We start from the raw sequence: 14,633 nt of genomic DNA, 5'->3' as shown, positions 1-14,633 counted from the left end.
ACTCCCACTGATTATAGTTTCACTTTATATAATAGAAGTTAGAGGTTCTTATTTTTGTCAAAACGTTGATGGAATTACATTTGCCTTCAATAAAAAAACGTAGGAGTGCAAACTCCTACGTTTTTTATTTACTCATATCGTAAACATTCAATTGGATCAAGTTTTGCAGCTTTGTTAGCTGGTAGTAGACCGAATGCAATACCGATTAGCATTGAAATACCTACTGAAAGAAGTCCAAGTTCTTTTGAGATAACTAGTGGCCATCCGGCAAAGATTGAGACGATCCAAGCGAAGAAAATACCGAGCATGAATCCGATGAAACCACCGAGCCCTGTTAAAATACAAGATTCAATTAAGAATTGCATTAATACTTTACCACGTGTTGCGCCCAGTGCTTTACGAATACCGATCTCACGTGTACGTTCTGTTACAGACACAAGCATGATGTTCATTACACCGATACCACCAACAAGTAAGGAAATAGCAGCGATACCACCGAATACCATTTTCATCATACCGATTGATTCATCTAGTTGCTTCGTAAAGTCACCCATATCTTGCGCTTCAAACTTATGCTCAAATTTAGGAGCTTTCATTTCATTTAAAACGGAAACGGCTTGTTTTTCTACACTTTTACGTTCTGCTGGAGAAACTAGTGTTAGTTTTACAGTTTCATATTCAGTTACTCCAGAAATGACAGGAGCGTTTTCGATAGATGTATAACCTTCAGCCATAGCCATTCCGAAATCATTTTTTGTTTCATACACACCGACTATTTTATAAGGTTTTCCTTTTATATCGGCGTATAAATTTGATTCCCAACTATTAAATAATTTATTGAAAGCTTCTTCATTTAATATAACTGCAGGAATTGCTTGGTTTAATTCACTATCGTTTAATTCACGACCGTGAACTAATTTTAGCTTTTCATCTGTCATAAAGCTACCGGTTCCACCTTTTAAGTTGAGAGAGGTAGTTTTTGATCCAGCTGAAGCGTTGATTTGCATATTCACATCTGGATAAACATCTTTAACGCCTGGCACAGTTTGAAGACGTTTCAGCATATCAGCTGTAATTTTGGCACTATCTGTTCCAAAGTCGGGATTGCTGTAGTAAATCGTTACTTCATTATCTTTTCCTTGGCCTAATTCTTTTTTAAACTTTGCGTTTGTACCATCACCCATTGAAATGATAGTAATAATGGCACTAATACCGATAATAATACCTAACATCGTTAAGATAGAACGCATTTTATGAGCAAAGATAGAGGAAAGGGCCATGCGTATATTTTCACTCGTGTTCAAAATTAACCTCTCCAATCTTGGACGATATTTCCGTCACGAATTACAATTTGACGTGCAGCTGCTTCCCCAATTTCACGATCATGGGTAATCATAATGATTGTTGAGCCTTGTTTGTTTAATTCGTAAAAGAGGTCCATAATTTGTGTACTTGTTTTCGTATCAAGTGCTCCCGTTGGTTCATCGGCTAAAATAAATTTTGGATTATTTACGATTGCACGTGCGACTGCGACACGCTGCTTTTGTCCACCGGATAATTCGTTCGGTAAGTGAGTAGCACGATCAGCTAAACCAACTTTTGTTAAAGCAGCTAATGAGCGTTCACGTCTTTCTTTTTTATCGACTCCAGCGTAAATAAGAGGTAGCTCTACATTTTGAAGTGCTGTAAGTCTTGGTAGTAACATAAAGTTTTGGAATACAAATCCGATCTCTTTATTACGAACACGTGCAAGTTCTGTTTCAGACATGTTTGAAATGTTTTGCCCAGCTAACTCATACGTACCTGTTGTTGGTTTATCTAAGCAACCGATAATGTTCATTAATGTTGATTTACCAGAACCAGACGGTCCCATAATAGAAGTGAATTCCCCTTGGTTTAGTGTTACGTCAATTCCGTGTAAAATTTGAACGGACTCTGCACCGTTTTGGAAGGATTTCGTGATGCTTTTTAAGTTAATCATTCCACGACAACCTCCATACCATCTTTTAAGTCTTTTTCAGGTTTAGAGATAATTTGCTCTCCTTTTTTCACTCCAGAAACTTTTGCTTCGCTATCTGTCTCGAACTCAACAGTAACCGCTTGTTCTTTCGCTTTACCATCTTTTACAACGAAGACAACATTTTTGTCTCCTTTTTTCACAATACTGCTTTTCGGAACAATTGTACCAGTTGCTTCGCCAGATTTACTTGTTACGTAAACGTGGAAGCCGTTTTGTAATTCTTCACTATTGTCTAATGTGACAGTAAATTGATAGTTAGAAACAGTTTTATTTTCGTCCATACTCTTTAATGGTGTAGAACCGATTTCTGTTACTTTTCCTGTCCAAGTCTTACCAGCGATAGTTTTTGATGAAACAGTTACTTCTTGCCCAACTTTCATACTAGCAAGCTCATATTCAGAAAGTTGACCTTTTACTTTAAATGGACCAGCGTGACGAAGTGTAATGCCGCTCATACCTGTTTTTTCATCAGCAGTTTTCACGATATCATCAATTACGCCATCAGCGGGGCTTGTTACAGTAAGAGTATTTACTTTCTCTTTTGCTGCTTTAATCATTTCATCAGATTTTTCAACTTCAAACTTTTTCATTTCAAGTTGTGATTCTAATTGTTGCACTTCGATTTCCGATGCTTTTAATGCTTCCTGAGGAAGACCAGCATTTTTATCTTTTTGTAATTTTTGTTTCGCTGCATCAATTTGTTTTTGATACAATGTTACTTCTTTTTGTGCGATTTTCTTTTGCATTTCTGCTTCCGTTACACCCTGTTTAGCTGTAGGATCATTATATTTAAACAGGAGCTGACCTTTTTTCACTTCATCCCCTTTTTTAACAGCTAATTCGTACGTACCCTTTGTTGGATCGAATGAAATAGTTTCAATTCCATTCGGGATTACTTCGCCGCCAAATTTTTGTGCATTTTCAATTTGTTTTTCTGTAACTTTATAACCGCTATATGCCATTGCTACTTCTGAACTACCGCCAGAAAATGCAAAGTATGATCCAGCTGCAATTCCGATTGCTACTACACTAGTAATTAACACTTTATTTTTCTTCTTCATCTATTTATCACCTTTTCGTTCGTTTTAGTATCTACATTCAGTATAGAAGAGGTTATGAATCTGACAAATCGTTTTAGCTTACAATAACCTTACAGTTTTGTAAGGTATGAATATGTAGATGTAAGGTAGAGGTTGTCCTAGTTTAAGCAAATGAATTGACTCATTGTTTCTTTCTTACAATAATATTGTATGAAGGAGAGGAGGAAGGAAGATGGAAGTTTATTTTAGTGCGCATCCATTAAAACCATTTATTCCATACTCAAGGCAACATGCCATTATATTATTTATTATGTTGGTGGGGATATTTTTTCTATATCAATACCAAGATGTATTACGTCAAAGTGAGTGGAATATAACGGTTCGGTATGCGATTGCATTTCTATTTATAGGGAGTGAGATTGGACTTCATATGTGGGAATGGAAAGCGGGGATTTTTGAACTAGCTACTTCATTACCATTTGAGTTATGTACGATTAGTTTATTGTTAGCGTCGATTATGATTGTAACGAAAAGTTATCGGATATATGAGATTGTCTTTTTTACAGGAATTATCGGTGCATCACAAGCTATTTTAACACCAAACTTGCAGTATGCTTTTCCGCATTTTCGCTTTATAGAATTCTTCATTGCACATGTATTACTCATTTGGGCACCGCTCTTTATGACGTGGGTAGAAGGATATAGACCGACCTTGCAATCTATTAAGCGTACGATGATATTTTTAAACATCATAATTCCAATCGTTTCATTCGTGAATTATAAAACAGGCGGTAATTATATGTTTTTAGCTCATAAGCCAGAAACAGCTTCATTACTCGATATGTTAGGGCCACATCCTTACTATATTATTTCATTAGAAATTGTAGCGCTTATTGGATGTTTCATTTTGTATATGCCGTTTTCAAAAAGTGAAAAACATGTGCATAAAGAATCACTAGGATCATAACCTAGTGATTTTTTTGTTGTAAATATTTATAATTCAGAAAATTAAGAATAAAATTAAGGAGTAAATTATATAGAGAGAAGGGGGAAAATGGTAAAGAAAGTTTTTTTGAATGGGATGGAAATGACAATTCAATTTATCATTTCAATTTTGGGTATTATTTTTTTAGGGGCACTGCCGAAATTATTTTATGGATTTGAGCTGAATGTATCAGCGTACATAAAGAGTCTAAAAGAAGTATTTGCGAAATTAATGGATATTTCCAATATGCAATATGCAAGTGATAAATTTTTATTTCCACAGTTGTTTGTTCATTATAAAGAAACAATGGTTATTTTCTTGTCTGCATTTTGCATTTCATTATTGGTAGCATTTTGTATCGTTTATATGATTATGAGTAGTTCACCGCGTATACAACATCGAATTAAAGCGTTTCTCATCTTTCTAGAATCCATTCCAGACATTCTTCTTATTTTAGGATCACAAATTTTAGTTATATGGTTTTTTAAACAAACAGGTTTTTTACCTTTTAAAATTGCGGCAATTGGAGGCGAGTCCATTAGAGGATTGCCGATATTTTGTTTGAGTATCCCGACTACGATTATGTTTGTAAAACTGTTAGTGCTTCGTTTTGAAAATGAGCTAGAAAAAGATTATGTATTATTTGCTAAGGCAAAGGGGTTGGATCGTTTTCATATTTTAAATCGCCATATTTTGCGAAATGTGTTTCTTAGTACACTTTTCTTTGCAAAAACGAATATTTGGTTTATGTTATCAAATTTATATATTATAGAATGGATTTTTAATACGAGAGGTATTTTTATGTTTTTGAAATCATATCCGGATATTAGGATTGAGGTTTTCATCGTTAGTGTGCTGCTTATTTATATTCCGATTTTTATTTTATTTAAACTGTTTCATTATCTCGTTCCAGCTGCGATGAAGGAGAGATTATAATATGTGGACGTATATAAAACGTGATAAAAGGTTTTGGATAAGCATTGGATTTCTTCTCATATTAGTTCTTTTGAGCATCGGAAATACGATATGGAATGATGGACAGATTAGAAAAGTTACACTGCAATATGATGCGGCCGGAAACCCAGAAGTGCCACCGTTTTCACCTTCATTACAATTTTTACTTGGGACAGACCGGAATGGATATGACCTTTTACATTTAGTGATTGAGGGAGCAAAGTGGACGATTGGAATATCGTTTTTAATCGCATTACTTAGAATGGTAATGGGTGTGTTTTTCGGTGTTTTGCTCGGAACATACATAAAAAGAGGCTTTTCAAAGATTGAGGCTTTCTTTGATAGTTTTACAGTCATTCCAACAGTTATGATTGCGTATTTCTTTCTTCAATCTGTTAATAGATTTGGAAGTGGAGAAGAAACAACAACTTTCTTTGAAAGGGCTTCATTCCAAGTGGTATTACTTGTAGCGCTTGCGATGCCAGTTATTGCACTATATGTTGCGAATGAAGTTCGTAAATTGAGAACGGAAGAATTTATTGATGCTGCGCGCATATTAGGCGGATCAAGAAGACACATAGTTATAAAACATATTTTTCCACATCTCTATATGACGTTTATACTCGTATTTCTTCAACAGTTTACTCAAACTCTTACAATTTTACTTCATTTAGGGTTACTTGAGGTGTTTTTTGGTGGGACGGTCCAGTTTGGTGGACCGATTCAAGGGATAAAAGAAATAGATTCTTACACGCATGAATGGTCAGGTTTAATTGGAGTGTATTTTAGATCTTTAACAGTGCATCCGTGGATTCCTCTTGTCCCAATTACATTTTTCGGACTTACTATTTTTTCAGGAAATATGATTGTAAAAAGTATAGAAGAGGCGATGAAGAAAGTAAGGTTAGGTGGAGAGATAAAGAAGACAAATGTAGAAGAGGAACAATCTGCTGTGCAGTCAAAAGAAGAGTTGTTTACGTTTAAACATACGATGTGAAAATAGAAAAGAAGCAAGCATAATCAATGCTTGCTTCTTCTTTATTTCGTAGAAACTTCACCTTCAACTGCTGTTTGTGGAATATAGTATCCGATTATGCCACCGATGATGGCTGGAACGATCCAACCAATTCCTAAGTTATAAAAAGGAATTGTGTGTACGATATTAGCAATAAAACTTGGTATCATTCCCACATTATCAAGTGCGTGAATACAGCTAATAATGAATGCAGCGATCATCGCTCCGATGTAGACAGAAGGTTTACGTTTCGTATATTTATCAATAAATGATACGACAATTAAAATGATTGTAATTGGATACAAAATGATTAATACAGGTAATGTGATTTTAATTAATAAGCTTAAACCTAAGTTTGAAATAACGAAGCTAAAGATACAAACGTATAGTACAAGCTTCTTGTATGAAACGTTTGTTAATACTGTTGTGAAGTAGTTGGCGAATGCACTTACAACACCGATTGCAGTCGTTAAACAAGCAGCTATAATCGCGATACTTAATAAAACATTCCCGCTTGTCCCAAAGAATTGATACATAACAGTAGCTAATAGCTGACCGCCATTTTCAAATTGTCCTAAGTTTCCGTTTGAAGCGCCGATATAACCGAGTAAGAAATAAACAATCGTTAAGAAAAGGGCTGCAATGCTTCCGCAAATAATTGTATATTTCGCAATGGACTTTTTATCTTGTATACCGTTTTGGCGAATGGCATTTACAACAATCGTTGATAAGACGAGAGCACCGATTGCATCTAATGTTAAAAATCCCTCGAGAAATCCTTTGAAAAATGGGATGTCTTTATAGTCACCGATAGGCTCAGAGAATGATCCTGGTGAAAGAATTGCTTTTGTTGCCATAATTGCAATAATTCCAAGCAAAATTGGCGTTAATATTTTACCGATATGATCTACTAATTTGGATGGATTTAATGATAGGAAGTAAACGACTGTAAAGAAAATAGCGCTAAAAACTAACATAGAATACCATTGATCTGGGAAAAGTGGTGCGATCCCAATTTCGTAAGATACAGATCCAGTTCGTGGAATAACAAATAGTGGGCCGATTGAAAGATAAATAATGATAGCGAATACTGCTGCGAATTTTGGATGAACACGGCTCGCTAAAGTGTTGAAACTACCACCGGCAAGGGCAACAGCGACGATAGCCAGTAAAGATAAACCGACGTCTGTAATAATAAAGCCTGTAATGGAAACCCACATGTTTTCTCCGGAAGAAAGTCCGAGAAGGGGCGGGAAAATCATATTACCAGCACCGAAGAAGACTGCGAATAGCAATAGGCTAATCGAAAGAATTTGCGCTGGTTTTAAAGTTGTACGCATATAAAGAAAATCCTCCTAATGAGTGTTTTTGTCGAAAATTCAAATAATTTGTCGAGTAACTGTTATTATTTTAAAGGTCTGATGACTAGAAAGCAATAGGGAATTTTGAAAATATTTTAAAATAATGCGTAAAACTGAATAAATATACTATTTATATGTTAATAAGGAAGGATTTAACTTTTAACATGAAAAAAACACATACCACGAAGATATGTGTGTTAAAAGTAAATCTTTTTATCGCGTTCTTCTTTTAAAATTTCAACCGCTTCCCGGAAACGTTGTGAATGGACAATTTCTCGTTCGCGTAAAAAGCGTAAGCTGTCATTTATGTCGGGATCATCTGATAAATCAATTAGCCATTGATAAGTTGCCCGTGCTTTTTCTTCAGCGGCAATATCTTCATATAAATCTGCGATAGGATCTCCTTTTGCTTGAATATAAGTAGCAGTAAAGGGAACACCGCCTGCATTATGATAAAATAAAGCGCTATCGTGATTAGCGTACTGTGCGTCTAATCCAGCAGCTTTCATTTGTTCAGGTGTCGCATCTTTTGTTAATTTATAAATCATTGTGGCTATCATTTCTAGGTGTGCGAACTCTTCGGTGCCAATATCGGTCAGCAAGCCAACGACTTTGTCAGGAATAGTATAACGCTGATTTAAGTAGCGCAGAGCAGCAGCCAGTTCACCGTCTGCACCACCGTACTGTTCAACTAATAATTTTGCGAGTGCTGGATTACAGGTGCTTACTTTAACAGGATATTGTAATTTTTTTTCATAAATCCACATATTTTCTCTCCTTTATATCTGCCATGGCCAAGGTCCTTTGCTCCATTCCCATGGAGCGTTAGAATAACTATTTCCAAACTGCTGAAGTGGCCCGTATTTTTCTTCAATTTTTTGCTGTAATACTCTTCGTTTATAGGAGAAATCATTGAATTGATTTATAGCCGCAGTATCGTCGGGATGCGTATCTAAATAGAGGGTGAGTTCAACTAATACAAAGTCTAGCTCTTGTAGTTCTTCAATCCATTTGTAATATTCATTCGGCAATGTTTGTGTCACGTTTTTATTCACCGTCCTTTTTTGTAAGGATTTTCATAATAATCATAAAAAGCAGGCCATAGAGTTCCTTTTCTTAAAGCTTCTTTTGGTGGGAATTGAGGTAAATTAGTTGGTTGAAAGCCCATGTATAAGTGGGGGGGAGTTGAGTAATATTTTTTCCCAATTGGAGGGCAAGGATCGTTTGGTCCATGAAAAGGTATGTAGGATTTCATGTATTTATCCATGTTACACTCCTCCTTTATCAATGAAATATTCATCACTATGTATTGTATTCGTACATAATTGTAAATTATGACTCATATAGAAAACTAATAGAGACGGGAGGAGTGCGGATGGAAAGGATTACAACAAGTGTTGTATTAGAATCTAAAAACTTAAAGGAAACATTATATTTTTATGAAGGGATTCTAGGTTTTAAACCGAGTAAGGAGAGACCACAATTACGTGTAACAGGTGTTTGGTATGATATTGGTTCAACGAGAATTTGTTTTGTTGTAAACAGGGGGCTGGGAGAGTATAGAGAGACTGTCACATCATCAGTGAAGGAACTATTTTTAAAAACTACAAATATCGAGCGAATAAAGAAAAAATTGGAATTTTATCGTATATCATTTGTGGAGGAATGCGATGGTGAAGAAGTAAGAATAATTTTCTATGATCCCGATCGTTTAAAGTTCCAAATTGTTTCGAAAAAGGATGGGGAATAGAGTCTTTTATAATGTAATGGTATTAATACAAATAAAAAAAATATTGACAAGCCTAAGCAAATATTTTAATGTGATTGTATAAAATTGTGTATATAAAGGGGAGTAACTTATTACAGTAAAGTCGTCATTACAGGGAGAAACCCTCGGCTTTATTGGCAACGTGTCGTTGTTAGTGAGACCTTTACCAGCAATGGTAAAGGCCCCTTATTGTCTTTTTTAGGACCCTTACCATATTTGGTAGGGTCCTTTTTGTATACAAAGAGAGGAGATATAAAAATGAAAAAACTTATTAGTAGATTAAGAGTTGTATTTCATGTTCGCCGATTTGTTCCATTCCTATTTGACTTTTTCACTTCAAAAGAGGTTTCCATAAAGAAGAAAATCTTATCTATTGCTTTTTTAGTTGGTTATGTTGCGATGCCGCTCGATTTAATTCCAGACTTCCTGCCGTTGATCGGTATTTTAGATGATATTGGAATTGTGTTATTCATTTTGAACCGAATTGTAAAAATGGCACCAGTGCAATTGCAAGAGAAGCATAATATGAATGTAGGATAGGAGTTAAAAGTATGGAGCAAATTATTTTAGATATAATTGAGTATTTAAAGCAGTTTTCTTATTTTGGAGTTATGCTAGCGTTAACGTTTGAGTTTATTCCAGCAGAGGTAGTTTTGCCTATGGTTGGATATTGGGTATATGAGGGTGATATGAATTTTTGGCTTGCTGTATTAGCTGGAACACTTGGTGGAACGACAGGACCATTAACTTTATACGCGCTCGGTTATTACGGAGGGCGTCCTATATTAGTGAAGTACGGGAAATACTTCTTTATTAAAGAAGAACAAATTCAAAAAGCAGATGATTTCTTTGAGAAATATGGACCGGTTGTAGCGTTTGTTGGACGCTTCGTTCCAGGAGTTCGAACGCTTATTTCTGTACCATGTGGTATGGCGAAAATGAACATATGGAAATTTAGTATATATACATTTGTAGCAATGTTCCCATTAACGGCTTTATATATTTATGTTGGCATGAAGTTAGGTCCTCATTGGGGGAAAGCGGCGGATATTGTTGGACAATATATGCTACCGATATTACTAGTTGTGGTTATTGTTGTAGGTAGTATATTAATCTATAAATTTATGAAAAAACGAAACAAAACTGAATCTATTTAGTTTATTTCGCTATTTGCGGGCAGTAAGATTCCCACCTTAAAACTTAGCTGTAAAGCAAAGTTTTGAGGTGGGAGTTTTACTTTAAATTACGATGTGATTATTTTTGAAAATGGATGAATAGTACAGGCAAAAGACTCTGAGGGACATACACATATAAGGAATAAAAAAGAAAGAAGGGAAAGACTATGTCTTGTGAGTGCTCAGGAACAGTTTTAACGTGTTGTCCGGATGATAGTAATAATTTTGTCCAAGATAAAGTTTGTAATCCGTGGTCTAGTGCTGCAGCTAGTACGTTTACTGTGTATGCGAATAATGTGAGCCAGAATATTGTTGGAACAGGTTATTTAACTTACGATGTGGGACCGGGCGTTAGTCCCGTAAACCAAATTACAGTAACAGTACTAGACTCCGGCGGCGGAACAATTCAAACATTTACCGTTTCTGAAGGAACAAGTATTTCGTTTACGTTCCGTCGTTTTAATATTATTCAAATTACGACACCAGCTACACCGCTAGGAACATATCAAGGGGAATTTTGTATTACGACAAGATATTTAATTTCATAGAGAGGGGAATTAAGATGGGGAATTGTAGTACAAATCTTTCATGTTGTGCAAATTCACAAAAAACGATTGTGCAAGATAAAGTGTGTATTGACTGGACTGCATCAGCAGCAGCAGAAATTATTTATGCGGATAATATTTCACAAGATATTTACGCATCGGGGTATTTGAAAGTAACGACTGGAACAGGGCCTGTTACGATTGTTTTTTATAGTGGTGGGATAGCAGGGACTGCGGTGGAAACAATTGTTGTTGCATCTGGAAATAGCGCATCCTTTACAGTGCGTCGTTTTGATACAGTTACAATCCTTGGAACAGCGGCGGCAGAAACAGGAGAATTCTGTATGACGATTCGTTATACTTTATCATAGAATATTGTAATATTTTAATAAAAACCGTACAAACTATGCATTAGTTTGTACGGTTTTTTGTGGACTTTTGGCCTTTCTCAAAAGTAATAGTTGTTTGTTTGTAAATAGAGTGCACTTATAAGCAGTCTCGCCTTGATTTACAATAAGTGAGCTGAAAACAGTAGCGACCTTCAATATAAGTAGAAGGATCTGTTGGGATATCTATTATGGAAACCGATTGTAAATTTGATCCTGTGTATGAAATGGTATTACCGGGTAAAACAGTGAAAGTACTAGAACTATTACCTACTATTTGTACAGTTAAAGCATTTGTACTATTTTTACTGTTATATACGGAAGTAGTGCCAGATAATGAAATACTTCCATCGTCTTTCCAAATAGTTAATGTTGGATAGATTTGTTTTGATTGTCTTTGAGAAGCTGGAATAAAATCATTCGAAATAAAAATATTACCAGCGAATTCATTTGTAATGAGTTCAGCATCGCATTGTTCAGGTGGCGGAATAGGAGGAGGACAGGGGACAAGTAGGTTGACAAATGATAGATAAAGGAGCAAAACATCCGATGTTTTTATGGGGTTTCAATGGAATCCCTCCTTTTTCATAAGATTGTTTACTATTATTAAATGTAACAACATGAAGGATGTTGTTAATAAATGGACAAAAAAATGAAAAAATTAAATAGTTTACTAGGCTTATAAAATCTCATGATTTGTTGGATTAGAAAAGTAATAGGTGTCTATTAGACAAAAAGGGCTGTTTCATATAAATGTGGAATTCCATGTAAAATTGACTGTATATTTACAAAAGTGAAATAAATTTTATTTTTAATTTAAACGAAGTTAATATACGTTCAGTACAATAATCATTGTAATTAATTCATTATATGAGGAGGATTCACGTGGAAAGAACTGCTTTACGAAAAGTAAAAGGCCTTATTGGATTATTAATGGTTTTTGTATTAGCGTTTGTATCAATTCCGTGGAGTACATCAGTCAAAGCGGAAGAGAAAAAGCAAGAAAAGGCAGCGAGTGAGAAGAAGTTAGTTTTTCCGGTTGTAAGTGATGTACATATTAAAAATAGTGGAACTGATGATACGTTTCGCTGGAAAAGAGCGATTGAACAGTTCAATACACTAGCACCGAAGCAAGATGCATTTGTGATTGTAGGTGATTTTACCGATTCAGGATCTGTGCAGCAGTATGATCGCTTCATGCAAGTGTATAATGAAAATGCCAATAAAGATGCGGTACGAATGAATTCTCTCGGTAATCATGATTATTGGAATGGTTTATCTGTAGAGGGAGCACAGAAGCGTTTCTTAGAAAAGACAGGAATGGAATCGATTTATTATCATAACGTGGTGAAAGGGTATCATTTCCTTGTTATGTCTCCAGAGGATGGGACGACTCATGGATATTATTCAGATAAATAAATTAATTGGTTAAAAGAAGAGATGGCAAAGGCACAAACAGATGATCCAGAAAAACCGATTTTCATATTTTTATATCAACATATTAAAGATACAGTATATGGTAGTCAAGAGTGGGGAACAAAAGATAGTGCGAAAATTAATGAGGTATTAAAAGAATATCCGCAAGTTATTACGTTTTCAGGTCATTCACATTATCCGTTAGATGATCCGAGATCGATTCATCAAAAAGACTTTACATCAGTTGGTACATCTTCAGTAAGTTATATGGAAGTTGAAGGCGGTAAAGTACAAGGAAATATCCCGCCAGGAGCTAGTACATTAAGCCAAGGTTTATTAGTAGAAGTAGATGATGAAGAAGTAACGATTAATCGCCGTGATTTCCATGCAAATTCTTGGACAGGCGAGCCTTGGAAAATTAAATTGCCAGCAAAGAAAGACACATTTACACATGTAGAAGATCGAGATAAAGAAAAGCCATATTTTGCTAAGGATGCAAAGCTTGCTGTATCAAATGTAACAGAAAATGCTGCAACAGTAACATTCCCGCAAGCGTTGGATAATCTGCTTGTTCATTCTTATCGCGTACAAGCAAAGGATAAACAAACAGGAGAAATTAAAAATAAGTTGTTAGCATTCTCAGAGTTTTACCGTGACCCAGTGCCAAAAGACCTTACGTTTACACTTGCAGGGTTAGATGGTGGGAAAACATACCTACTTGAAGTCGTTGCAATTGATTCATTTGGCAATGAAAGCGTACAGCCGTTAACTGCAGAAATCACAACGAAAAAAGATAATATTGACCCGAATGTAAAAGTGCCAAAGGCTGATGTTTTCGATGTAAACTTCGCAGATGGTACATTTAAAGATAATTCACCATTTGGTACAAAAGGTGATGTGAAGGGCAATGTGACTATTGAATATGATAAAGCATTGAAAAAGAATGTTATGAAGTTAAACGGAAAAGCAAATACATTTGGATACCTTCCGTTTTCAGCAGAACAAAAAGAAAAAGTAGCAAATTCATTTACGTTAGAAACTGTATTTTCAATGAATGAAATTCGAGGACAAGGTATTTTGCAAAATACAGAGAGCGGTGGAATTGGTTTTGAGTCTACAGGAAGTGGATATGTTGAATTATGGGCTCATATTGGCGGAAGTTATAAACGTGTTGGCGTTCAATTAGAAGCAAATAAAACGTATCATTTAACAGGAACGTATAACGGGAGTGAAGTAGCAATTTACGTAGATGGTAAAAAAGTAAATAGTCAGCCAGCTCAAGGAAAAGTCTATCATCCAAACGTACCATTTGCATTTGGGGCGGACCCAGATAGTAATGGAAATGGTGGTATTCCGTTAAATGGTCAAATTGCGCTAGCAAAATTATATAGTAAAGCATTAAATTCTTCAGAAGTATTAGCAGCGTACAATGAGTTTTCTACTCGTACGAAGTTAGAGCAAGTAAATGCATTATATGAAGAGATTGGAAAAGTAAAAGAAGTGTTAGCTGGTACGTATGAATTTGGTGATAAGCCAGGTCAATATTCAAAGGAAGCATTTCAAGAATTAGAGAAAAGCTATAATAATGCAAAGAAAGCATTTGAAAATGTAGCAAGTACTGGGGAAGAAATTACTCAAACGTATAATGAATTAAAAACAGCAAGTGTAACATTTGTACAATCTAAAGTAGCAGAAGAACAGCCGAAAACACCGAAAGAAAAATTACAAATCAATATTGAATCTGCTAAAGCTGTCGTAAAGAAAGCGCAAGCTGCCAATGTAACAGATGGTTCAGTGAAATCATTACAGCAAAAAATTTCAGTTGCAGAGGCTGTATTAAAAGATGTGAAAGTAAAAGATGCACAGGTAGAAACGATGAATCGTACATTAGAGCATGCGATTTCACTCGTTGAAAAAAGTATCAACAAGTAAGGTATAAGAAAAAGAAGCTTATCATGATAGGCTTCT

The 14,633-nt window shown here is 35.3% G+C and carries 15 protein-coding genes and 2 pseudogenes; 9 read left to right on the top strand and 8 right to left on the bottom strand.

Annotated features, from left to right (window positions below; all coding sequences use genetic code 11):
• Nucleotides 1-128: 128 nt before the first annotated feature.
• Genes MR065_RS10015 through MR065_RS10005 form a run of 3 tightly spaced genes read right to left on the bottom strand, consistent with a single transcriptional unit; the run spans nucleotide 129 to nucleotide 3,081 of the window.
• Complete coding sequence (locus tag MR065_RS10015; protein ID WP_472927160.1) at nucleotides 129-1,280, bottom strand: ABC transporter permease; 1,152 nt, start codon at nucleotides 1,278-1,280, stop codon at nucleotides 129-131.
• Between the two features lie 26 nt (nucleotides 1,281-1,306).
• Entirely contained in the window at nucleotides 1,307-1,981 is a 675-nt protein-coding gene (locus MR065_RS10010) for an ABC transporter ATP-binding protein (protein ID WP_000609129.1), read from the bottom strand.
• On the bottom strand, nucleotides 1,978-3,081 hold the full coding sequence (locus MR065_RS10005; protein ID WP_098989332.1) for an efflux RND transporter periplasmic adaptor subunit: 1,104 nt from the start codon (nucleotides 3,079-3,081) through the stop codon (nucleotides 1,978-1,980). Before MR065_RS10005 ends, MR065_RS10010 begins: the two co-directional genes overlap by 4 nt.
• Nucleotides 3,082-3,292: 211 nt before the next feature.
• Here MR065_RS10005 and MR065_RS10000 point away from each other — a divergent pair, with 211 nt between their 5' ends.
• The 3 genes from MR065_RS10000 to MR065_RS09990 all read left to right on the top strand — a co-directional run bounded on the left by MR065_RS10000 (nucleotide 3,293) and on the right by MR065_RS09990 (nucleotide 5,996).
• The gene (locus MR065_RS10000; protein ID WP_242213525.1) at nucleotides 3,293-4,027 is read left to right on the top strand and encodes a YwaF family protein; all 735 of its coding nucleotides are present in this window, start codon (nucleotides 3,293-3,295) and stop codon (nucleotides 4,025-4,027) included.
• A gap of 87 nt (nucleotides 4,028-4,114) precedes the next feature.
• On the top strand, nucleotides 4,115-4,981 hold the full coding sequence (locus MR065_RS09995; RefSeq protein ID WP_242213524.1) for an ABC transporter permease subunit: 867 nt from the start codon (nucleotides 4,115-4,117) through the stop codon (nucleotides 4,979-4,981).
• 1 nt (nucleotide 4,982) lies between these two features.
• Nucleotides 4,983-5,996 (top strand): ABC transporter permease, encoded by a 1,014-nt coding sequence (locus MR065_RS09990; RefSeq protein WP_242213523.1) that lies wholly within the window; start codon nucleotides 4,983-4,985, stop codon nucleotides 5,994-5,996.
• Nucleotides 5,997-6,037: 41 nt separating this feature from the next.
• On the opposite strand, the gene brnQ2 is transcribed toward MR065_RS09990, so the two are convergent.
• From brnQ2 to MR065_RS09970, 4 genes are all read right to left on the bottom strand, one after another.
• Nucleotides 6,038-7,354, bottom strand: a complete 1,317-nt coding sequence (gene brnQ2, locus MR065_RS09985; protein ID WP_242213522.1) for a branched-chain amino acid transport system II carrier protein BrnQ2 — start codon at nucleotides 7,352-7,354, stop codon at nucleotides 6,038-6,040.
• Nucleotides 7,355-7,572: 218 nt separating this feature from the next.
• Nucleotides 7,573-8,142: a spore coat protein CotJC gene (cotJC, locus tag MR065_RS09980; protein ID WP_000265284.1), complete on the bottom strand. Its 570-nt coding sequence runs from the start codon at nucleotides 8,140-8,142 to the stop codon at nucleotides 7,573-7,575.
• A gap of 12 nt (nucleotides 8,143-8,154) precedes the next feature.
• Nucleotides 8,155-8,418 carry a spore coat protein CotJB gene (locus MR065_RS09975; protein WP_000194957.1) on the bottom strand — a complete coding sequence of 88 codons (264 nt, stop codon included), beginning with the start codon at nucleotides 8,416-8,418 and terminating at the stop codon, nucleotides 8,155-8,157.
• A gap of 8 nt (nucleotides 8,419-8,426) precedes the next feature.
• On the bottom strand, nucleotides 8,427-8,642 hold the full coding sequence (locus MR065_RS09970) for a spore coat associated protein CotJA (RefSeq protein ID WP_097904016.1): 216 nt from the start codon (nucleotides 8,640-8,642) through the stop codon (nucleotides 8,427-8,429).
• A 108-nt stretch (nucleotides 8,643-8,750) separates the two neighbouring features.
• On the opposite strand from MR065_RS09970, the gene MR065_RS09965 reads away from it, so the two are divergent.
• The 5 genes from MR065_RS09965 to MR065_RS09945 all read left to right on the top strand — a co-directional run bounded on the left by MR065_RS09965 (nucleotide 8,751) and on the right by MR065_RS09945 (nucleotide 11,234).
• A complete protein-coding gene (locus tag MR065_RS09965; protein ID WP_242213521.1) occupies nucleotides 8,751-9,125 on the top strand; it encodes a VOC family protein in 375 nt (124 codons plus the stop codon).
• A 276-nt stretch (nucleotides 9,126-9,401) separates the two neighbouring features.
• Nucleotides 9,402-9,683 (top strand): YkvA family protein, encoded by a 282-nt coding sequence (locus tag MR065_RS09960; RefSeq protein ID WP_097904018.1) that lies wholly within the window; start codon nucleotides 9,402-9,404, stop codon nucleotides 9,681-9,683.
• Between the two features lie 11 nt (nucleotides 9,684-9,694).
• Nucleotides 9,695-10,300, top strand: a complete 606-nt coding sequence (locus MR065_RS09955; RefSeq protein WP_097904019.1) for a DedA family protein — start codon at nucleotides 9,695-9,697, stop codon at nucleotides 10,298-10,300.
• Nucleotides 10,301-10,485: 185 nt separating this feature from the next.
• Nucleotides 10,486-10,866, top strand: coding sequence for a DUF3992 domain-containing protein (locus tag MR065_RS09950; protein ID WP_097904020.1), 381 nt, complete (start codon nucleotides 10,486-10,488; stop codon nucleotides 10,864-10,866).
• Nucleotides 10,867-10,880: 14 nt separating this feature from the next.
• Nucleotides 10,881-11,234 (top strand): DUF3992 domain-containing protein, encoded by a 354-nt coding sequence (locus MR065_RS09945; protein ID WP_097904021.1) that lies wholly within the window; start codon nucleotides 10,881-10,883, stop codon nucleotides 11,232-11,234.
• Between the two features lie 115 nt (nucleotides 11,235-11,349).
• Here the strand turns inward: MR065_RS09945 and MR065_RS09940 are convergent.
• Nucleotides 11,350-11,818: pseudogene (locus MR065_RS09940) on the bottom strand (S-Ena type endospore appendage).
• 316 nt (nucleotides 11,819-12,134) lie between these two features.
• On the opposite strand from MR065_RS09940, the pseudogene MR065_RS09935 reads away from it, so the two are divergent.
• Nucleotides 12,135-14,597 (top strand): annotated as a pseudogene (locus MR065_RS09935) (LamG-like jellyroll fold domain-containing protein).
• The last annotated feature ends 36 nt before the right edge of the window (nucleotides 14,598-14,633 follow it).

Source organism: Bacillus cereus group sp. BfR-BA-01383, from assembly GCF_022663495.1.
GTDB lineage: Bacteria > Bacillota > Bacilli > Bacillales > Bacillaceae_G > Bacillus_A > Bacillus_A cereus_AU.
The sequence above is the reverse complement of the archived record's forward strand: the minus strand, read 5'-3'. Positions and strand labels throughout refer to the sequence as shown.

Excerpts from the sequence above, each read along its gene's own strand:
- MR065_RS09970 (WP_097904016.1), bottom strand. The coding sequence starts at position 8,642 with ATGGATAAATACATGAAATCCTACATACCTTTTCATGGACCAAACGAT.
- MR065_RS10015 (WP_472927160.1), bottom strand. The coding sequence starts at position 1,280 with ATGGCCCTTTCCTCTATCTTTGCTCATAAAATGCGTTCTATCTTAACG.
- MR065_RS09990 (WP_242213523.1), top strand. The coding sequence starts at position 4,983 with ATGTGGACGTATATAAAACGTGATAAAAGGTTTTGGATAAGCATTGGA.
- MR065_RS10000 (WP_242213525.1), top strand. The coding sequence starts at position 3,293 with ATGGAAGTTTATTTTAGTGCGCATCCATTAAAACCATTTATTCCATAC.
- MR065_RS09955 (WP_097904019.1), top strand. The coding sequence starts at position 9,695 with ATGGAGCAAATTATTTTAGATATAATTGAGTATTTAAAGCAGTTTTCT.
- cotJC (WP_000265284.1), bottom strand. The coding sequence starts at position 8,142 with ATGTGGATTTATGAAAAAAAATTACAATATCCTGTTAAAGTAAGCACC.
- MR065_RS09945 (WP_097904021.1), top strand. The coding sequence starts at position 10,881 with ATGGGGAATTGTAGTACAAATCTTTCATGTTGTGCAAATTCACAAAAA.
- MR065_RS09950 (WP_097904020.1), top strand. The coding sequence starts at position 10,486 with ATGTCTTGTGAGTGCTCAGGAACAGTTTTAACGTGTTGTCCGGATGAT.
- MR065_RS09960 (WP_097904018.1), top strand. The coding sequence starts at position 9,402 with ATGAAAAAACTTATTAGTAGATTAAGAGTTGTATTTCATGTTCGCCGA.
- MR065_RS09965 (WP_242213521.1), top strand. The coding sequence starts at position 8,751 with ATGGAAAGGATTACAACAAGTGTTGTATTAGAATCTAAAAACTTAAAG.
- MR065_RS10010 (WP_000609129.1), bottom strand. The coding sequence starts at position 1,981 with ATGATTAACTTAAAAAGCATCACGAAATCCTTCCAAAACGGTGCAGAG.
- brnQ2 (WP_242213522.1), bottom strand. The coding sequence starts at position 7,354 with ATGCGTACAACTTTAAAACCAGCGCAAATTCTTTCGATTAGCCTATTG.
- MR065_RS10005 (WP_098989332.1), bottom strand. The coding sequence starts at position 3,081 with ATGAAGAAGAAAAATAAAGTGTTAATTACTAGTGTAGTAGCAATCGGA.
- MR065_RS09995 (WP_242213524.1), top strand. The coding sequence starts at position 4,115 with ATGGTAAAGAAAGTTTTTTTGAATGGGATGGAAATGACAATTCAATTT.